The following is a 20,336-nucleotide window of genomic DNA, read 5'->3' as shown; positions in this document are numbered from 1 at the left end:
GAAAGCAGCCCTGGAGATTCACTTTGAGAAATCCGATACTATTTAAATATAAATTGTATTGGACATTAGAAGATGACGAGACCTCGCGTTATAGAGGAACGGTATATTTTGTATCGGTTGAGACAGCATTTTTGTGTGCTAATTAGGGTGGTACCGCGGAATACTCCTTCGCCCCTTTCTTTGGGGAAGGAGTTTTTTTATTGTTTTATATAAAGATGGTTTGTGTAAATAATAATTAAAGATTCACAAAGAGCATTATAAATATATAAGGAAAAGGAGAGAGTGGCTATGGAAGAGATTTTAGAACTATTAGAAAATAACGCCAAATTGACAGAGGAGCAAATGGCAGTTATGCTTGGAAAGACTGTTGATGAAGTAAAGGAAATTATTAAAAATTATGAAGAGGACAATACAATAGCTGGCTATACTGCAATGATCAACTGGGAAAAAACAGGCAAAGAAAGTGTTACAGCATTGATTGAATTAAAAGTCACTCCGCAAAGGGGAGAGGGTTTTGACAAAGTGGCTGAAAGAATTTACAGATATCCTCAGGTTAAGGCTTGCTACTTAATGTCAGGAGGCTTTGACCTTACTGTAATAGTTGAAGGAAAGACAATGAAGGAGGTGGCATTGTTTGTTGCAATGAAGCTCGCACCATTGGAAAACGTATTGAGTACGGCAACCCACTTCGTATTGAAGAAATATAAAGATAAGGGAACTATCTTTGAAGAGAAAACTAAGGATGACAGGGAGGCAATAATATTATGAAAATGTCGGATATGATTACTCCAACCATAAAAAATATTCCGCCTTCAGGGATCAGGAAGTTTTTTGATCTTGTCAATGAAATGAAAGATGCAATTTCACTTAGTATCGGAGAACCTGATTTTGTAACGCCTTGGAACGTAAGAGAGGCAGGAATATATTCTTTAGAAAAGGGGCATACCCATTATTCCCCTAATTCCGGCTTTATAGAGCTTAGGACGGAAATATCAAAATATTATAAAAGAAAATTTAATGTGGGATATGATCCCAAAAATCAGATAATTGTCACAGTAGGCGGAAGTGAGGCTATCGACATCGCATTAAGGTCTCTGGTAGGTCCAGGTGATGAGGTAATAATACCTGAACCCAGCTTTGTTGCATATAAACCTTGTACGATTCTTACAGGTGCTACTCCGGTAATAATCAATCTGAGAGTAGAAGATCAATTCAGATTGACGCCGGAGCTTCTTGAAAAAGCTATAACTCCAAGGACTAAAGTTCTGATACTTCCTTTTCCCAATAACCCAACAGGGGCTATAATGACAAGGGAAGATTTGGATAAAATTGTGGAAATCCTTAAAGATAAGAATATTGTTGTGTTATCTGACGAAATTTATTCGGAACTGACGTATGAAGGAAGGCATGTGTCAATTGCCAGCTATCCTGAGATGAAAGATAAAACACTTATAATTAATGGATTTTCAAAATCTTATGCAATGACTGGCTGGAGGCTTGGATATGCATGTGGTCATCCGGATCTGATTGGTGCAATGTATAAGATACATCAATTCGCTATAATGTCATCTCCAACAACTGCCCAGTATGCAGCGACTGAGGCATTGAAAAGCGGTGATGGTGACATTGAGATGATGAGGAGAGAGTACAACAGAAGAAGAAGAGTAATGGTTGATGGCTTTAGGAAAGTAGGTTTGGAATGCTTTGAGCCGTTAGGTGCTTTTTATGTATTTCCTTGTATAAAATCAACAGGTTTAAGGTCGGAAGAGTTCTGTGAAAGACTGCTTTCAGAGGAAAAAGTAGCCATAGTACCAGGGACTGCATTCGGTGAGGGCGGTGAAGGCTTTATAAGAGCTTGCTACGCATATTCTGTTGACAATATAATAGAAGCACTGAAGAGGGTTGAAAAGTTTGTATCTTCATTAAAAAAGTAAATGGTGAAATATGAGTAAATTAATATTTATTGATTTGGATGGAACACTTTTAAGCAGCGACAAGAGAGTTTCAAAAGAAAACAGAGATGCTATAAGAAATGCAGAACAAAAAGGGCTAAAGGTAATAATATGTACAGGTAAGGTATTTAAATCGGCCAAGAGGTTTGCTCATGAGATTGGTATAAAGGGGCCTTTAATATCCTGTAATGGTGCGGAAATAAGGGATATAGCAACAGAAAAGTTGTTATATTCCGATTTCCTAAGAAAAGAAGATTGTTATAAAATTATTGATATATGCAGGAGAAAGAGAATATACTTTCATGCGTATATTGATCACGATATGTTTACTGAAATGGGTGAATGCCCTACGCCTCTATATTGGATTGAGAATACTGAGGTTCCGGAGGAATACAGGATAAACATAAGGGTTGTTTCCGATTTTAAGGAAGTTGTAAATAAGAGCAGTCAAAATGTATCCAAATTTTTAATGGTTTCTAAAGACAGGCAGCAATTGATTGAAGTAAGGCATCTTTTAGAGGAAATTGATACAGTGAATGTTATGTGTTCAGGTGATGATAACATTGAAGTTGTTAATAAAAATGTAAATAAGGGCAAGGCCTTGGTGATTGTAAGTGAGAGCAGCGAATACAGCGAGTATGAGATTGTAGCTATGGGTGACAGTGAGAATGACTTATCCATGCTATTAGAATCCCAGTACAAAATCGTGATGGGTAACGCTGACGAATCACTTAAGAAAATTGCTGATTTTATCTCCGCAACAAATGATGAAAACGGAGTAGCCATAGCCATTGAACAAATTTTAAACTAACGCCTAAATAACCCTTAGAAAAATATTATATTTCCAGCTATTAGGCATTAGTTATTGCTTTGACATTAATGTTTTTAAAATTATTTTTTGTATAGAACAAAATCAAATCGTCCAATTCTTGACTAATTCTTAATATGTCTTCGGTATTGCCTGTATCCATTACTTCGTATAGCTTGTTACGCAACTCTTCTAACTGCTCTAACATAGAAACCTCCAAAAACCCATTACTTCATAAATCAAATTCAGTATTTTACATTCAATTATTTTGTGATAGAATATCAACAATAATAACTTAATTTAATTTTAAGGCAACAGAACGTTGCTGTCAATAAAAAAACAAATTTGTGCAAACAAAATGTTGCGTTAATATACAATAATGTTATATTATGATTAAAAGTGAGTTTGTTATATATGGAAGAATACTTTTTGAGGTGAAACAAAAGTGGATTTTTCAAGGATGCTGAAGCAGCTGAGGGAGGAAAAGAGTTTATCCCAAAAGGATATTGCCGAATATTTAGGCTTGACGCGTCAAGCTGTTGCTTCATATGAGCTTGCCAAGAGAGAACCTGATTATGATGTTCTTAAAAAATTGGCAGATTACTTTGGTGTTTCGGTAGATTATTTACTCGGCAGGGTAAAGTGTAAGGATGTTAACGCTTTAACCGTCGGCAGAAATATTGATTTGATAAGAGGTAGTATGACCTTTAAGGAAATGTCTGAAAGTATTAGTAAGAAGATGGGTACAATGATATTTCCCGAAATGCTTGAATTATATGCTAGGGGGGAGAGAATGCCCTTTAGTGCTACATTGAAGATAATTGCAAAATATGCAGGGGTTAGAGAGACATTTTTTTATACACATAATACTTTATTTACGTATGAGAAAGAAAAGGAATTATATAAGAGAGAGGAAGAACTTAATAACGCAAATCATGCACGAAAAGATACAAAGGGAGAAATGGGACTTATTGATGAAGAATTAAGAAAATGGATATTTAAAGACAGCAGTATAGAATATTTAAGGCTGGCTAAAAAGATACAAGAATCAGGTATGCCTCCTTTAGCTTTAGAGCCTTTAATAAACTCTTTTAAAAGTAACAAGCAGAATTAGTTAAAACATTAAGAATATAAGTATTACTTATGTTATTAAATAACCAATAAAGAATTAACAAATATATTCGGCAGGTTGACCATATGGGTTGATCTGCCGATTTTGTTCATTGTTCAATCTATTTACAAAAAGGCTAATTTATTTTATTATATTGCAGAAATACTATATCTAATTCGGGAGATTCTAAATCTGTAACAATTAAATATTAAAGCGTTTTTTATTTGCTATATTGCAGAAATGTTAAAATTAGGAGATTGTAAATATGTCACGGTGTAAAAATATAATAGTATTTTTAGCAATATTTTATTCTGTCTTGTACTTTCATTCAATATCATTTGCTGATCAAGGCAATTTTATTCAAAAGGTAATAAAACAGGGAGATGATGTGGTCATTTCCTTTAGATATCAAAAAAATACCGACATGCATGTTGTCATTGGAAAATGCGGTATCAATCAAATGGTGAATTTTAAAAAAATTTATCTGGAAAAAAACAGTAGTGATCAGGTGAGTCCTGTTATCGGTAAAAAAGCTCAATTGTTTATGCAGGCGTGTACCGATTGGTTGGGACCTTATATGGTTAAGGCACTTGACAATGGCGATGGAGGGGGATGTGCCTTCACAGGCGGTTGGCATAGTATTAAATGTGACAAAAAGTATTACAAGACAGGCAAGACATTTTCATTCGATGTAAAGTCAAATGATGTTATTGTAAAAGAAAATACCGTAACAAAGGGAGCAGTTATTATACAAATAACCAATTTGATTCGGGGATATAATACCATTAAGTCTGAAAGAGGTATACTAAGAGAAGAAATACAGATAGAAGCGGATAATGGACAATTTGATATTAACATTAAAACTACTGCTTTAGAGGATATACTTCTTATGAAATACTATGGGCTTCAGACACAAAATTACGGGTGGAAAGGCGGAATTCAATATAATAATGGTGATATGAATTCAATTAAAAAATATTCTGAATCTGGACCTAAAAAAGATGTAGGAGTAATAAACAGTTTTTCACTTTGGTCAGAAGATAAAAAACATATACTTTTTTGCAGTATAAATGACAAAATAGGCATTGGAACATTTAAAAATATACCCGATAATTTGCCGACGATATTTACCGAGTCTTATGGTAAGACATACTTTAACTTAATCAATGGTAATGGAGTACATTTACTAAGTGGTGAGAATATAACATTGGAAGGCAGGTATGTGTTCCTATAAAGATACATTGCATTATATTACCAATTGCTTTTTAATTATATGTTTTTCAAAAAAACGTTCTATTATTTTAATTATTGCAAAACATTTCCCAGACATAAATAAAACACCTTAGACTTAATAAGGGATAGCCTAAAGTGTTTTATTTATGTCTGGGAAATTATAGTGTATTCAACACCACAATTTCCCACTACAACAATCAGGGCTAAACAAAATCGTTTCGTGATTTTGTTTAGAAAGTTATTAATATTAAATGGCTGATTCGCCCCTCTCACCGGTTCTGATTCTTACTGCATCCTCTACATTATATACGAATATTTTGCCATCACCCACTTCACCGGTTTTTGCTTCTTTCATAATAAGGTTGATTATTTCTTCCACATGATTATCTTTTGTTATTATTTCAATTTTTACTTTTGGAAGAAGATTTAATGTAACTTCAGTACCTCGATAATATTCCTTTCTGCCTTTTTGCAGCCCACAGCCCATAACCTGGCTGATTGTCAGTCCATGAATATTGAAATTGCTAAGAGTTTCCTTAATATCTTCCAGCTTACCTGGCCTAATAACTGCTTCAATCTTTTTCATTTTCCTCACCTCTTATTTTTATATCCTGGAAATTATGGTGCTTATAATAGCTAACACCACAATTTCCTTAGACACATTTTCAAAGATATTATAACGCAATACCTTCTTCTGCAGCGAAGTCAGGGTATGCATCTTCACCATGCTGAGATACATCCAGACCTTCATCTTCATCTGATTCACTAACACGAAGTTTCACAAAGAGAGATATTGCCTTAAGTATAACAAATGTAAGCACTCCAGAGAATACTAAAGTTACCAGAACGCTTATGGCTTGAACTCCAAGAAGTCCAGGGTTACCATGGAGTAAACCATCAGCACCAAGTGGATTAACTGCCTTTGAAGCGAACACTCCTGTTGCCAAAGCACCAAATATACCGCCTACTCCATGGCAACCGAATACGTCAAGGGAATCGTCATATCCAAACTTGGGCTTAAGAACACTTATTGCAAAGTAGCTTAACGGACTTACCAAAAGTCCCATAATAATTGCAGACAATGGTGTGACGAAGCCGGCAGCCGGTGTTATGGCAACCAATCCTACTACGCATCCTGTGGCAGCACCTAATAAAGTAGGTTTTCCATGATGTAGCCATTCAACAATTATCCATGACAGTAATGCTGCTGCTGCTGCTGTGTTAGTCACAATAAATGCGTTAACTGCAAGCCCATTTGCTGCAAGTGCACTACCTGCATTGAAGCCGAACCAGCCAAACCATAATACTGCAGCACCCAAAAGGACAAATGGTATATTATGAGGTATCATTGGTGTTATCTTATAGCCTTTACGTTTTCCTAAAACAAGTGCAGCAACCAAGCCTGCTATACCTGAGCTTATATGGACTACAGTGCCGCCTGCGAAGTCAAGAGCACCAAGTTCTCTTATCCATCCGCCAACGCCCCATACCCAATGTGCTAGAGGATCATATACAAGCGTTGCCCAAAGTGTTGTGAATATTAAAAATGCGGAGAATCTCATTCTTTCGGCAAAAGCACCTGTTATAAGTGCAGGGGTAATAATTGCGAACATCATTTGGTACATTGCAAAAGCCCCATGAGGGATTGTTCCTGCGTAATCTGCATTGGGTTCTGCTCCTACTCCGTTAAATCCAAGGAAGTCAAGACCACCGATTATACCGCCTTTATCGGGACCGAATGCAAGTGTATAGCCTATAAGAACCCATTGGATGGAGATCAATCCAACCATTACAAATGAATTCATCATTGTGTTGAGCACATTCTTTTTTCTAACCATTCCGCCATAAAAGAAGGCCAGTGCTGGTGTCATAATAAATACAAGTGCTGTTGATATAATAGAAAAGGTAGTATCGCCTGTATCGATTTTTGCTTCTCCCTCGGCAAAAATCATCATTGGTATGCTTAAAATTGTTAATACACTTAATATAAATGACATAATTTTCTTGTTCATATCGATTCCTCCATTAATTTTTTAATTTTTAATTTTCACGATTAAAATGAAAGTTGGAATTATCGACATTGATAATTTCTATTGGAGCTCCAAATGAGAATCACTTCGATGGGATTCGTTACTAATTTGAAAATAAAAAAGCCCACCAGTATTTAAAATACGGGTAAGCATCTTTACTTACTTGAAAAAAATATTCAACTTTGTTTTATTATAGCAGAATAATTTTTATTATGCAATATCTGTTTGAATAATTTTTAAAGAATTTTAATTGTTTTGAACAAGCAACAAAAGGAAATAATTATAGTAATAAGAGCATTTATTTGTAGTTAGAATATTAACACTTTTAACATAGCTTGCATAAGTGTTTGTTATAATAATAAATGAATAAGAGAAAATGTAAAATTACTAGTGCAATACATATAGTTTAGATATATTAAATTATATGGAATATGTACTTTTAATTATCAATAAAATCTGATATATTAAATATTAAAGCTAAAATACCGTTAATAATTTGAAAGGCGGTTATTTAATGTCTAGTGAAAAATATATAGTTGCAGCTGCTGATAATCCTAGCCAAATTTCCATAAGAAACATTCTCAACCCATACGGATTTATGTTCTTAGGCAATTGTTCAGATTCTATCTCGCTTCTAAGGCTTATAAGAAGTTACAATCCGGATTTTGTTGTTATAGATATGGGGCGGCAGTTACGTGACATTATGCCAGTTATAGATACTATTGATGATGAGATGCTGTGTGCATGCATATTGGTTGGTCAGAATAAAGATGTTGAGATTGAGGATTTGCAGGAAAAATCAAAGATAGTGACTCTTTGTCCAAAACCATTAAGTAAGGATTTGTTTATCCATACAGTTGAAATGGCCTTATTAAGTTTTAAAAGGATTTTAAAGCTAGACAGGAAGCTTCGTGAAATGACTGAGAACTATGAAACAAGAAAAGCAGTTGAACGGGCTAAATGGATACTTATGGAGCGAGAAGGTATAAGTGAAAACGATGCTTATGAGCGAATGAGAAAAAAGAGTATGGATACACGGACACCAATTAAAGCATTGGCCGAAGCAATTATTTTTGCTTATGAGTTAAGGAATGACTAAAATATTACTAAGTTATAAAATAAAAAATAAAGGGGAGATTTTAGTGCTAGAGCTTGAACAATTCAAACTTGAAATTGATGCTTTGACAATAGAACTGGGAGAAATGGGGGCTTCACTTTGACATCGCCACAATGGATGATGAAATAGCGGAGTTAGAACAAAAAGCATCAGAACCAGAGTTCTGGAATGATTTAGAAAATTCACAAAAGGTACTGCAGAGGCTTAAAAACGTAAAGGCCAGGGTTGATGGCTATAGAGGGCTTGTTGCGGATTTAGAGGATATAAAGACATTAAATCAGTTAGGAATTGAAGAAGATGATGAAAGTATAATAAGTGAGGTTTCTTTAGGTATACAAACTTTAAAGGAGAAGCTTGGAAAACTTAAATTGGAAACACTTCTTACAGGTCAGTATGATAAGAATAACGCCATATTGACTCTTCATGCCGGTGCAGGAGGTACTGAAGCACAGGACTGGGTACAAATGCTTTTAAGAATGTATACCAGATGGGCTGAGACAAAAGGTTATGAAGTGAAGATACTGGATTTTTTAGATGGTGAAGAGGCCGGTATAAAAAGTGTAACTATCCATGTTATCGGTGAAAATGCATACGGGTATTTACGGTCAGAAAAAGGAGTTCACAGGCTGGTGAGAATATCCCCGTTTGATGCGTCGGGAAGAAGGCATACTTCATTTGCATCATTGGATGTTATGCCTGAGCTTGATGATGATGTGGAAGTTGATATCAATCCAGAAGATTTAAGATTAGACACATACAGGGCCAGTGGAGCAGGAGGACAGCATATTAACAAGACTGAATCTGCGGTTAGAATAACTCATATACCTACAGGAGTTGTTGTAGCATGTCAGACAGAAAGATCCCAGTTTCAAAACAAGGATACTGCCATGAAGATGCTTAAATCTAAGCTGTTAGAGCTTAAGGAACGTGAACAGAAAGAAAAAATAGAAGATTTGAAGGGTATTCAAATGGATATTGCATGGGGAAGTCAAATAAGGTCCTATGTTTTTTGTCCATATACCCTTGTAAAGGATCATAGGACGAATTTTGAAATTGGTGATGTTAATTCTGTTATGGACGGAGAGATCGATGGATTTATAAACTCTTTCCTGTCAAGTAATGTGGATAAAAAGTAACAGTTGGTATAGGTGTTGTCATGACTTCAAAGAACATAAGTGTAGTTGGAACAGGCAAACTTGGAAGCAGCCTTGCTATAGCATTGAAATTAAAGGGATTTAATATTTCAGGGCTTTATAGCATTGGAGGTGCATCACAAGAAAGCCTGTGCAGACAACTGGGAATTTGCCTTGATAATGATTTGTGTAAATCAGTAATAAGTTCGGATATTATTTTTATAACTGTACCTGATTCCCAAATAAGAAATGTTTCAAGGCAAATATCACAGTCTGTAGATGTGAAAAATATAAAAAATAAATATTTTTTCCATATGAGCGGTGCCCTTACGTCAGACGAGCTTGTTGATCTGGCAGGGTTAGGGGCTTACACAGGTTCTTTGCATCCTATTCAAACATTTGCTGGTACATCAGTGGATCAGAAAATATTTGAAGGAGTCTATTTCGGGTTTGAAGGATGTTGTGAAATAAATCCTATTGCTAAGTATTTAGTTGATGCTTTAAATGGAAATGTTATAAGTATAGAGAAGGAAAACAAGCCGATATATCATGCTTGTGCATGTATAATATCCAATTTTACAGTTACTCTTTCCCATACGGTTGAAAAGCTTTTAAGGTCTATAAAGGTTGGAGATGATATTGGTATTAATGCGTTTATGCCTTTATTGAAAGGCACAGTTGATAATATTGAAAAATGGGGAAGTATCAGATCTCTTACAGGACCAATATCCAGGGGAGACTTGAATGTAATAAGAGGACATGCTGAAGCATTAAATGAAGAGGGCGGTTACCTGGAAAGAGAAATTTACAGGATTATGGGCATTGCAACAGCCGATCTGGCTTTGGAAAAAGGAAGTATTGATGATAGGACCAGACAGTCAATAAGAAGTCTGTTAGGTGAAAACAGTATAAGTATGGAAGGGGGCTGATGGCCATAGAAGTTGAAAGCTTAAAAGAATTGCTTAAAAATGTCAAGGATGGGCAGATAAATGTTGATGAAGCGGTTGAAAAACTTAAAACATTACCTTTTGAGGACTTGGGTTTTGCAAAGGTAGATCACCATAGAAACTTGAGAAATGGGTATCCTGAAGTTGTATATTGTGAAGGTAAAACAAATGAACAGATTAAGGCAATTATATTAAAGCTTATGGAGAAAAACAATAATATAATGGCCACTCGTGCCAAACCGGAAGTTTTCGAAAAGGTTAAAGAGATTACAGAAGATGCTGTTTATTATGAGAGTGCCAGAATCATAGTCGTAAAAAGAAGAGAAATATTAAAATCGGAGAAAACCATAGCGATTGTCACTGCAGGAACTTCTGATATACCCGTTGCAGAAGAAGCTGCTGTCACAGCTGAGACCATGGGTAATTCGGTAGTGAGGGTTTATGACGTTGGGGTTGCCGGAATACATAGGCTGTTTGCAAAGTCCGAGATATTGCTAAAGGCTAATGTATTGGTGGTAGTTGCAGGTATGGAAGGTGCTCTTGCAAGTGTAGTTGCAGGTATGGTAGACAAGCCTGTTATAGCTGTTCCCACCAGTATAGGATACGGGGCGAATTTTGGCGGTTTATCGGCACTTTTAACAATGCTTAACAGCTGTGCCAGCGGAATTGGAGTAGTAAATATTGATAATGGTTTCGGAGCAGGTTTTTTGGCAGCAATGATAAATAGATTATAATTAAGGAGAACGGATATGAAGGTTCTTTATTTTGATTGTTTTTCAGGAATAAGCGGTGACATGACAGTCGGTGCTTTGCTGGATCTGGGAATTGATAAGGGTCTATTTATGGAGGAGTTAAGAAAGTTAAACCTGGGAGGCTACGAAGTACTTATTGAAAAGACAACAAGGCAGGGAATTGCAGGGACTGATTTTAATGTTGTTGTGAATGAAGAGTATGATAACATAGTAAAACGTATGGAACAAAACGGTCACTTAAAAATGGAGACATCAATGAGCCATGACCATCAGCATAGCCATGCACATAGCCATGAACATAGCCATGCACATAACCATGAACATAACCACAGCAATCAGCATAACCATGATCACAATCATGAATGTGATCATAATCACCAACATGAGGACGAGCACCATCACGCAAGAAATCTTCTGGACATCGAGGCACTTATCGATGCAAGCACCTTAAAGCAAAGTGTTAAGAAGTTGAGTAAAAGGGTATTCAGGGAAATAGCACGTGCTGAGGCAAAGGTTCATAACAAAGATATTAATGAGGTGCATTTTCACGAAGTCGGTGCTGTAGATTCCATTGTAGATATAGTTGGAACCTCCATATGTCTTGACCTTTTGGGTGTTAGAGATGTGTATTGTTCTCCACTTCATGATGGTCAGGGATTTATTGAATGTGCCCATGGAGTTATACCTGTTCCGGTGCCGGCTGTTATGGAAATTCTGGCAAATTCCCAGATTCCTTTGGTTATTGAGGATGTTAAAACAGAGCTCATTACACCTACAGGTGCAGGGATAGTAAAGACTTTGTGTAGAAATTTCGGCAGCATGCCTGTTATGATCATTGATAAGGTAGGGTATGGTTTCGGAAAAAGAGATACAGGAAGGCTAAATGCCTTAAGAGTGGTTATTGGGACTATCTTAAGCCATGACAGTCTAATGGAGGATATGGTGCTTTTAGAAACCAATATAGATGATACAACTTCTGAAATTCTTGGATTTACCATGGAAAAGCTTTTTGAGAACGGTGCAGCAGATGTATTTTATACATCTATTTATATGAAGAAGAACCGTCCGGCCTATATGCTGTCTGTATTATGCAGAAAGCAGGATGAAGAGAAAATGGCTGATATAATATTAAGAGAAACTTCTACCATTGGGGTTAGAAGAAGCGTTGTTAAAAGGCATGTTATGGAAAGAGAAGTAATAAAGGTCAATACAGGTATTGGTGATGTGAGAGTAAAAATATCCACCAGAGGAGATATTAAGAAGGTGACTCCGGAGTATGAGGACTGCAGAAATATTGCAAATAAGACGGGAATGCCTCTTATATCGGTTTATGAACATGTTAACAGGTACATGGATGTAGAAACACAAGGCACGAAAAACAGGTACAAAGGAAATTGATATGTATTATAACAAGTTTTCCGATTATTTAAGAAAAAAGTATGGCACCAAAGTATATAAGATACCCGTTAATATTCCCGTTACTTGTCCTAACAGGGATGGAAGCATCGGAACAAACGGGTGTCTTTTTTGCGGTGAGGAAGGAGCAGGGTTTGAAAATCTTTCGAACCAGCTTTCTGTTAAGAAACAAATAGAGATTAATACCAGGTATATAGGGGAAAAGTATAAGGCTGAGAAGTTCATCATATACTTTCAGAACTATACAAACACTTATCTGTCCATGGAAAGATTTAAAGAATACATTAATGACTCATGCGTAAATGGTGTTGTTGCCATATATATTTCTACCAGGCCTGACTGCATAAATGACATGCAGCTTTCTTTTTTGCAGGAAATAAAAAACAATATGAATATTGATATTGTTATTGAACTTGGACTACAGACTGTGAATTATCATACCCTGAAGGCAATTTCCAGGGGACACCTCCTAGCTGAGTTTATAGATGCTGCAATTCGTATAAAGAAGTATAATCTTATGACTTGTGCCCATTATATAGTTGATCTTCCGATGGATAACATGGATGATGTGATGGAGGGAGCAAGGATAATATCTGCTTTGGGGGTAGACCAGGTAAAGTGCCATTCCATGTATATTCTAGAAGGTACAGGGATGGGGGACTTATTTAAGAAAGGTCTTATTGAGCCTGTGTCTCTTGAAGAATATATCGAAAGAATAATTACATTCTTAGAGTTTTTATCACCTGAGATTGTTATTCAGAGGATTATCGGAAGAGCTCCAAAGGAGAGATCCCTTTTTTGCAACTGGGGGACAAGTTGGTGGAAAATACATGACATGATTGAGGCGAAAATGCTTGAAGAAAACAGGTTTCAGGGGTTAAAATTCAATTACCTTAATGGGAGTGCCTGCGGTCATTTGTTTAAAAATACACAATAATTCGCGAAAAAAATTACGTAAATTTGTTTTGCAATAAAGTCAAATTATACTTTGCATATATCAATAAAATCCTATATAATTATTAAATGATTACAGGGTCAAAAAATCACTTTGTGATTATGTTATAAATTTAACAAAAGAATTAATGTAAGGGGTTGTTATTTTGAACAATGAATTGATAATAGTGCTTGATTTTGGAGCTCAATATAATCAGCTAATTGCCAGAAGAGTAAGAGAAGCAGATGTGTATTGTGAGGTTTTGCCTTACAATGTTTCTATTGAGAAGATAAAATCGTTAAATCCAAAGGGTATTATATTTTCCGGCGGTCCTGCTTCAGTACTTGATGCAGGTGCACCTTTCTGCGACAAGGAAATATTTAATTTGGGAGTACCAATTTTAGGTATATGCTATGGAATGCAATTAATGGGAGTAATGCTGGGGGGAAGTGTTGAGAGAGCGGCACAAAGGGAATACGGTAAAAATGATATTACTCTTAATACCGACGGCAAGCTCTTTAGCGGAATTGACAAGGACACAACATGTTGGATGAGCCATACTTATTTTGTAAGTAAGCTCCCTGAGGGATTTAATTGTATTGCATCGTCCGGCAACTGCTGTAATGCAGCTATGGAAAATAAAGAAAAGAAATTCTACGGAGTGCAGTTTCATCCGGAAGTATCTCATACACCAAGAGGAATGGATGTTTTGAGAAACTTTTTATATAATGTATGCGGCTGTTCTGGAGATTGGATAATGTCATCCTTTGTTGAACAGTCTATAAAGGCAATAAAGGAAAAAGTTGGAGATAAGAAGGTTTTGTGTGCATTATCAGGCGGTGTGGATTCATCTGTAGCGGCTATAATGATTCATAAAGCTATTGGCAAGCAGCTTACATGTATTTTTGTTGATCATGGTCTTCTTAGAAAGTATGAGGGAGATCAGGTTGAGCAGGTATTTAAGGAGCAGTTTGATCTAAACCTCATAAGAGTGAATGCAGAAGACAGATTTTTGGAAAAGCTATCAGGTATATCGGAACCTGAGACTAAGAGAAAAATAATAGGTGAAGAATTTATAAGAGTTTTTGAGGAAGAGGCTAAGAAGATCGGAAAAGTCGATTTTCTTGTTCAAGGAACCATTTATCCCGATGTTATTGAGAGTGGAGTCGGTAATGCAGCAGTTATTAAAAGCCACCATAATGTAGGAGGACTTCCTGATTACGTTGATTTTAAGGAAATAATCGAGCCCTTGAGAAATCTTTTCAAGGATGAAGTAAGAAGAGTGGGCGAGGAGCTTGGAATACCTGCAGAGATAGTATGGAGGCAGCCTTTCCCTGGGCCTGGCTTAGCAATACGAATCATTGGAGATATTACAAAGGATAAGCTGGAAATTCTTAAGGACTCTGATCATATATTTAGAGAAGAAATTGCCAACGTAGGTTTGGATAGACAGATAAATCAGTACTTTACGGTGCTCACAGGAATGCGCAGTGTTGGTGTTATGGGGGATGAAAGAACCTATGATTATACATTGGCCTTAAGGGCGGTAACTACAACGGATTTTATGACAGCTGACTGGGCAAGGATACCATATGATATTTTAGAGAAGATTTCCAATAGAATAGTAAACGAGGTAAAGCATATTAACAGAATTGTTTATGACATCACAAGCAAGCCGCCGGCTACCATCGAGTGGGAATAATAATTTAAATGATACAAAAAAAGGGGCCTAAAAACCCCTTTATATTATTGCGTTTTATTCAATATTAAAAGGTGATATTTCTTATGATTGTTGTAGAAGTAATATCATTTTTAACAAAGAAATATGCAAGGCGATTCTGGAGGTTGTATTAAATGACTATAAAAATAATTATGCTGGGAATCCTGGCATTCATTGGTTTTATAGCTGGTAAAACAGGTTACTTGCCGGAAAATTCCGGTGTTATTTTATCAAGAGTAGTAGTTAAAGTCACAGCACCTGTATTGATTTTTATCACATTGGCGGGAAACAAGATTACAAATGAGGAGCTTGGCAATGGAATATGGATATATGTCTTAGGGCTTATATTCATGGGATTTTCTTTTTTTGTAGGTTTTATATTGAGCAAAAGCCTTAAAATGAGTGTGGCAACGAAAAGCATGTTCAAAATGCATTTTGTCTTTGGTAATGTTGTGTTTTTGGCATTTCCGCTTATAAGCTCAGTATATGACCCGGCAAGTGTAAAGCTGGCATTGACATATGCAGTGTTTTATAATCTGGCGAATGATACATTGTTATGGACATTGGGAATTTACCTGGTAAACAAGCACAAAGAGAACAGTTGGAAAGACAATCTCAAGCATCTTATAAACGGCAATACAATAGCCTTTACTCTGGGAATAATATGTATAATCATAAATTTGCAAGGCATTATAGAGCATAATGCAGCGGTTAGAGCAGTATATGATGTGGTTTATGGTACGTTAAAGCCGCTTGGTGAGACAACTTTTACCCTTTCAATGCTGTTTATTGGATTGATTCTTTCAGAGGTTAAAATAAAAAATAAGAATGATTTGCTAAAAAGATATCCTTCTCTTATCCTTAGTATGTTCAAGCTTCTGATAATACCATTTTTTGCTTTCTTTGTACTGAAACTTACCGGAAATTTTATATCCCCCATGGCAAAGGGCATTATAGTTATACAGCTTGCTATGCCTTGCGGGACAATTGTTCCTGCACTGGCTTCACAGTATGATTCTGATTATAGATTTGCTACTGAGAACGTATTTTTTTCAACTATAATTTGTATATTTACATTGCCATTTATAGCAGGACTAGTTTAAACACATCATATCTTATATTTGGCAATCTCAAAGGTAAATATTCGGATAATTGATGATTAATATGCAAATTAATGATATAAATTTACCGTTTTTTAAAATTCACAAGCAATAATTACGAATATTATTAAAAAAAAATCAAAAAATGTTCGTAATTATTGCCTCTTTAAATTGACAAACAGCAGAGTGATTTGATACTATAATTTTGGGCATTTCAAAAAATACATTGTTCAAGTATTTTTTGTGTAATATCATTAATTCTGCTTTTGGAAAATGCCCCATTGACCAGTTAATTATTTGTTAATACTTTAAAATTAATCTTTCAAATTTAATATAAAAATATAATTTTATGGAGGTTTATATGTGTTCTTCTAAAGATGCAAGAGTTGCTATTGTAATGGGCAGTGACTCTGATTTACCTACACTTAAAGGATGTATCAAGCTTTTACAGGAATTCAACATAAAGGTTGATGTTATGGTTTGTTCTGCACATAGAACACCTGAAAAGGCATCTGATTTTGCCAAAAAGGCGGAGGAAAACGGAATAGATGTTATTATTGCGGCAGCAGGTAAAGCTGCTCATTTGCCGGGGGTATTAGCTGCATATACTACACTGCCTGTAATTGGTGTCCCAATAAAATCATCCACATTAGACGGGATGGATGCACTTTTGTCAATAGTTCAGATGCCAAGCGGCATACCAGTAGCAACAGTGGCTATTGATGGTGCAGAGAATGCTGCCATACTCGCAGTTCAAATACTGTCAGTAGGCTATCCGGGATTAAGAGAAGAGATGAAATCGTTTAAAAAGAAATTGGCATTGAAAGTTGAAGAAAAGAACCAAGCACTGCAGAGTAAGCTTGTTGATGGAAAGTGGGATATATAGTAAAGGGTGTATAAAGTCAGTATTTTAAGGAGTTAGTTTATGAATGAATATATTAGACCGGATAAATTCAGGGAAGAATGTGGAGTTTTCGGTATTCTCAGCAATAACAGCCATGATGTTGCAAGTCTAAGCTATTATGCATTGTATGCACTGCAGCACAGAGGACAAGAAAGCTGCGGTATTGCTGTAAACAATGAGGGAGACATAGATCATCATAAGGCCATGGGGCTTGTACCTGAGGTCTTTAGTGAAAAGATTCTAGATGAACTACAGGGCAAAGCGGCAATTGGACATGTACGTTACTCTACTACCGGTGCCAGCCTTCTTGCTAATGCTCAACCCCTTGTTGTCAAATACAAGGATGGAAAAATGGCCTTGGCCCACAATGGTAATCTGGTTAATGCTTCTGAAATAAGAGAAAAGCTTGAGGAAAATGGTGCCATATTTCAGTCTACCATTGATTCTGAGGTTATGGCATACTTAATTTCCAGATATAGAGGGCATAATAACAGTATAGAGGAAGCTATTACTGAGATGATGAAAGAAGTAAAGGGATCTTATGCACTTGTTATTCTGACACCGAAAAAGCTGCTGGGAATAAGAGATCCATTAGGAATAAGGCCTTTATGCATAGGTATGCTTGATGATTCATATGTTCTTGCGTCCGAGAGCTGTGCACTAGATGCTATAGGTGCAAACTTCATAAGGGATGTAGAACCTGGAGAAATTGTGGCAGTCAGTGAGGATGGACTTGTTAGCATAAAGACTAATTTGTCCAAAGAATCAAAACTTTGTATATTTGAACATATATACTTTGCAAGACCTGACAGCTTTATAGACGGGGCAAGTGTTTACAGGGCAAGATTTGAAGCAGGTAGATTGCTTGCCATGGAAAACCCTGTTAATGCAGATTTGGTTATAGGTGTGCCCGACTCCGGAATTACAGCAGCTTTAGGGTATTCGGAACAGTCAGGGATACCATATGCACAAGGATTTATAAAGAATAGATATGTAGGAAGAACCTTTATACAACCTGATCAGGGAAAACGTGAAATGAGCGTTAGGATAAAGCTTAATGCCATGAAGAATGCAGTAGAAGGCAAAAGGGTAATAATGGTAGATGATTCCATAGTTAGAGGGACTACCAGTAAAAGAATTGTTCAATTACTTAGGGATGCCGGTGCGACTGAGGTTCACTTGAAGATTAGTTCGCCGCCTGTTAAATGGCCTTGTTATTTTGGTATTGACACGCCTTCGAGACAGCATCTTACTGCTGCATGCCACTCAGTGGATGAAATCAGGGAAATGATAGGTGCTGACACACTTAGTTATTTAAGTATTGACGGGCTTATAAGTACTCCTATAGGATCTAAAAGCAGGTTTTGCAAGGCATGCTTTGATGGAAATTACCCTATGCATGTTCCTGCAGAAGGTAACAAATTTTCATGTGATGGTTTACAAAAAAAATGTTAATTATAGAATTTTGAATTTGGAGGATGGAAAATGGCGACCTATAAAGATGCAGGGGTTGACGTTGAGGCTGGGTATAAGGCCGTTGAGCTTATGAAAGGCCATGTTAAAAAGACGTTCAGACCTGAAGTTATGACAGACTTGGGCGGGTTTGGAGGCTTATTTTCATTATGTAAGGACAAGTACAGTGAACCTGTTTTAGTATCCGGTACCGATGGAGTTGGAACAAAGCTAAAAATAGCTTTTCTGCTGGATAAGCATGATTCTGTAGGAATTGACTGTGTTGCTATGTGTGTAAATGACATAGTGTGCAGCGGTGCGGAGCCGTTATTTTTTCTTGACTATATTGCTGTTGGAAAGAACAAGCCTGAAAAGGTAGCAGACATTGTAAAGGGAGTTTCGGATGGATGTGTTATGTCGGGCTGCTCCTTAATTGGCGGTGAAACTGCGGAAATGCCGGGGTTTTATGCTGATGAAGACTATGATATGGCTGGCTTTGCTGTAGGTATAGTTGATAAGAGCAAGATTATTGATGGAAAAAGCATAAAAGCAGGCGACAAACTAATAGGACTTCCATCATCCGGACTGCACAGCAATGGTTATTCCCTGGTAAGAAAGCTCCTTAATCCTTCAAAGGAAAAGCTTCAGGAGTATGTTGAAGCTTTAGGATGCAAAATGGGTGATGAACTTATAAAGCCTACGAGAATCTATGTTAAAACAGTGCTGGATTTAATAAATCGCTACGAAATAAAGGGTATTTCCCATATAACTGGCGGAGGCTTTATTGAAAATATTCCAAGGATGGTACCTCAAGGCTTGAGAGTTAAGATTAATAAAGGAACCTGGCCTGTACTGCCTATTTTCAAGTTGTTGCAAAGCATTGGCAATATTGGTGAAAGGGATATTTACAATACATTTAATATGGGGATTGGAATGGTAATTGCTGTAGATAGTGATATAGCACAGGAAGTACTAGGGTATCTCAACAAGGATAAAGAAGAAGCTTATCTCATAGGTGAAATTATTAAGGGAGAGGCCGGAGTAGATATATGTTAAGAATAGGTGTTCTTGTTTCTGGCGGAGGAACAAATCTTCAGGCTATTTTGGATAAAATGGACAGCGGAGAACTGGGCAACTGTTCTGTTGTAACTGTTGTGTCCAGCAAAGATGATGTGTATGCCCTTAAGAGGGCTGAAAAGCACAACATTCCTTCCGAGGTTATATCAAGAAAGAGCTATTCCTCACTGGATGAATTTGATACGGCACTGATTGACAGCTTGGAAAGGCATGGTGTTGAGCTGGTTGTTCTTGCGGGATTCCTATCCTTACTTGGAGAAAGGTTCAATAATCATTACAAGAATAGAATTATAAATGTTCATCCATCGTTAATACCGTCCTTTTGCGGGAAAGGCTATTATGGGCTGATCCCTCATCAAAAGGCTATTGAATACGGAGTAAAGGTAACCGGTGCAACGGTACATTTCGTTGAACTTGAAGCTGATGCGGGACCTATAATTCTTCAAAAAGCTGTACATATTAATGATGATGATACTCCTGAAAGCTTACAGAAGCGAGTGATGGAGGAAGTGGAGTGGCAAATTTTGCCTGAGGCTATCAAGCTTTATTCCCAGGGAAGAATTGTGGTGGAAGGAAGAAGAGTCAAAATTTTGCCAGATATAAAAAAATTATAACCTTAATAGAACAAAACATGGTGGAATGACACCATG

The 20,336-nt window shown here is 36.5% G+C and carries 20 protein-coding genes and 1 other annotated feature (1 of these 21 only partly in view); of the genes, 17 read left to right on the top strand and 3 right to left on the bottom strand.

The window, feature by feature from the left end; genetic code table 11:
- Positions 1 to 179, top strand: a binding site (T-box leader); it begins 84 nt to the left of the window's first position.
- Positions 180 to 288: 109 nt separating this feature from the next.
- From Bccel_RS10820 to Bccel_RS10810, 3 genes are read left to right on the top strand one after another with little or no spacing between them, the layout of a single operon-like run.
- Positions 289 to 768, top strand: a complete 480-nt coding sequence (locus Bccel_RS10820; RefSeq protein WP_036947371.1) for an Lrp/AsnC family transcriptional regulator — start codon at positions 289 to 291, stop codon at positions 766 to 768.
- The gene (locus tag Bccel_RS10815) at positions 765 to 1,934 is read left to right on the top strand and encodes an aminotransferase class I/II-fold pyridoxal phosphate-dependent enzyme (protein WP_036947369.1); all 1,170 of its coding nucleotides are present in this window, start codon (positions 765 to 767) and stop codon (positions 1,932 to 1,934) included. Before Bccel_RS10820 ends, Bccel_RS10815 begins: the two co-directional genes overlap by 4 nt.
- A gap of 10 nt (positions 1,935 to 1,944) precedes the next feature.
- The gene (locus Bccel_RS10810) at positions 1,945 to 2,763 is read left to right on the top strand and encodes a Cof-type HAD-IIB family hydrolase (RefSeq protein ID WP_036947367.1); all 819 of its coding nucleotides are present in this window, start codon (positions 1,945 to 1,947) and stop codon (positions 2,761 to 2,763) included.
- Between the two features lie 40 nt (positions 2,764 to 2,803).
- Here Bccel_RS10810 and Bccel_RS28840 read toward each other — a convergent pair whose 3' ends face one another.
- Positions 2,804 to 2,968, bottom strand: coding sequence for an aspartyl-phosphate phosphatase Spo0E family protein (locus Bccel_RS28840; RefSeq protein WP_081927412.1), 165 nt, complete (start codon positions 2,966 to 2,968; stop codon positions 2,804 to 2,806).
- Between the two features lie 237 nt (positions 2,969 to 3,205).
- Here Bccel_RS28840 and Bccel_RS10805 point away from each other — a divergent pair, with 237 nt between their 5' ends.
- Positions 3,206 to 3,874, top strand: coding sequence for a helix-turn-helix domain-containing protein (locus Bccel_RS10805; RefSeq protein ID WP_036947364.1), 669 nt, complete (start codon positions 3,206 to 3,208; stop codon positions 3,872 to 3,874).
- A 262-nt stretch (positions 3,875 to 4,136) separates the two neighbouring features.
- A complete protein-coding gene (locus Bccel_RS10800; RefSeq protein ID WP_036947362.1) occupies positions 4,137 to 5,105 on the top strand; it encodes a hypothetical protein in 969 nt (322 codons plus the stop codon).
- A 246-nt stretch (positions 5,106 to 5,351) separates the two neighbouring features.
- Here Bccel_RS10800 and Bccel_RS10795 read toward each other — a convergent pair whose 3' ends face one another.
- The gene (locus tag Bccel_RS10795) at positions 5,352 to 5,690 is read right to left on the bottom strand and encodes a P-II family nitrogen regulator (protein WP_036947360.1); all 339 of its coding nucleotides are present in this window, start codon (positions 5,688 to 5,690) and stop codon (positions 5,352 to 5,354) included.
- Between the two features lie 88 nt (positions 5,691 to 5,778).
- Positions 5,779 to 7,116, bottom strand: coding sequence for an ammonium transporter (locus Bccel_RS10790; protein ID WP_050753368.1), 1,338 nt, complete (start codon positions 7,114 to 7,116; stop codon positions 5,779 to 5,781).
- Positions 7,117 to 7,648: 532 nt separating this feature from the next.
- Here Bccel_RS10790 and Bccel_RS10785 point away from each other — a divergent pair.
- The 12 genes from Bccel_RS10785 (at position 7,649) to purN (ending at position 20,300) form a co-directional block, all read left to right on the top strand.
- Positions 7,649 to 8,233 (top strand): ANTAR domain-containing response regulator, encoded by a 585-nt coding sequence (locus Bccel_RS10785; protein WP_050753367.1) that lies wholly within the window; start codon positions 7,649 to 7,651, stop codon positions 8,231 to 8,233.
- Between the two features lie 43 nt (positions 8,234 to 8,276).
- A protein-coding gene (gene prfB / locus Bccel_RS10780) for a peptide chain release factor 2 (RefSeq protein ID WP_201781954.1) occupies positions 8,277 to 9,387 on the top strand; the annotation gives its coding sequence in 2 pieces (ribosomal slippage) (positions 8,277 to 8,351 and positions 8,353 to 9,387; 1,110 coding nt in all).
- 20 nt (positions 9,388 to 9,407) lie between these two features.
- The gene (locus tag Bccel_RS10775) at positions 9,408 to 10,313 is read left to right on the top strand and encodes a Rossmann-like and DUF2520 domain-containing protein (protein ID WP_036947356.1); all 906 of its coding nucleotides are present in this window, start codon (positions 9,408 to 9,410) and stop codon (positions 10,311 to 10,313) included.
- A gap of 5 nt (positions 10,314 to 10,318) precedes the next feature.
- Complete coding sequence (gene larB / locus Bccel_RS10770) at positions 10,319 to 11,065, top strand: nickel pincer cofactor biosynthesis protein LarB (RefSeq protein WP_201782007.1); 747 nt, start codon at positions 10,319 to 10,321, stop codon at positions 11,063 to 11,065.
- Positions 11,066 to 11,080: 15 nt separating this feature from the next.
- Complete coding sequence (gene larC / locus Bccel_RS10765) at positions 11,081 to 12,481, top strand: nickel pincer cofactor biosynthesis protein LarC (protein ID WP_036947352.1); 1,401 nt, start codon at positions 11,081 to 11,083, stop codon at positions 12,479 to 12,481.
- Position 12,482: 1 nt separating this feature from the next.
- Positions 12,483 to 13,436 carry a tRNA modification radical SAM protein MnmL/YtqA gene (mnmL, locus tag Bccel_RS10760; RefSeq protein ID WP_036947350.1) on the top strand — a complete coding sequence of 318 codons (954 nt, stop codon included), beginning with the start codon at positions 12,483 to 12,485 and terminating at the stop codon, positions 13,434 to 13,436.
- A gap of 163 nt (positions 13,437 to 13,599) precedes the next feature.
- Positions 13,600 to 15,135, top strand: coding sequence for a glutamine-hydrolyzing GMP synthase (gene guaA, locus Bccel_RS10755; protein WP_036947348.1), 1,536 nt, complete (start codon positions 13,600 to 13,602; stop codon positions 15,133 to 15,135).
- Positions 15,136 to 15,287: 152 nt separating this feature from the next.
- Positions 15,288 to 16,256, top strand: coding sequence for an AEC family transporter (locus tag Bccel_RS10750; RefSeq protein ID WP_036947346.1), 969 nt, complete (start codon positions 15,288 to 15,290; stop codon positions 16,254 to 16,256).
- Positions 16,257 to 16,614: 358 nt separating this feature from the next.
- Positions 16,615 to 17,139 (top strand): 5-(carboxyamino)imidazole ribonucleotide mutase, encoded by a 525-nt coding sequence (purE, locus tag Bccel_RS10745; protein WP_036947344.1) that lies wholly within the window; start codon positions 16,615 to 16,617, stop codon positions 17,137 to 17,139.
- Between the two features lie 39 nt (positions 17,140 to 17,178).
- The gene (gene purF / locus Bccel_RS10740; protein WP_036947342.1) at positions 17,179 to 18,612 is read left to right on the top strand and encodes an amidophosphoribosyltransferase; all 1,434 of its coding nucleotides are present in this window, start codon (positions 17,179 to 17,181) and stop codon (positions 18,610 to 18,612) included.
- A 30-nt stretch (positions 18,613 to 18,642) separates the two neighbouring features.
- The gene (gene purM, locus Bccel_RS10735; protein ID WP_036947341.1) at positions 18,643 to 19,665 is read left to right on the top strand and encodes a phosphoribosylformylglycinamidine cyclo-ligase; all 1,023 of its coding nucleotides are present in this window, start codon (positions 18,643 to 18,645) and stop codon (positions 19,663 to 19,665) included.
- Positions 19,659 to 20,300 carry a phosphoribosylglycinamide formyltransferase gene (gene purN, locus Bccel_RS10730; protein ID WP_036947338.1) on the top strand — a complete coding sequence of 214 codons (642 nt, stop codon included), beginning with the start codon at positions 19,659 to 19,661 and terminating at the stop codon, positions 20,298 to 20,300. Before purM ends, purN begins: the two co-directional genes overlap by 7 nt.
- Positions 20,301 to 20,336: the final 36 nt, after the last annotated feature.

Origin of the sequence: Pseudobacteroides cellulosolvens ATCC 35603 = DSM 2933, from assembly GCF_001262605.1 — a bacterium.
GTDB lineage: Bacteria > Bacillota > Clostridia > Acetivibrionales > DSM-2933 > Pseudobacteroides > Pseudobacteroides cellulosolvens.
This window is presented reverse-complemented; position numbering and strand designations above follow the sequence as displayed.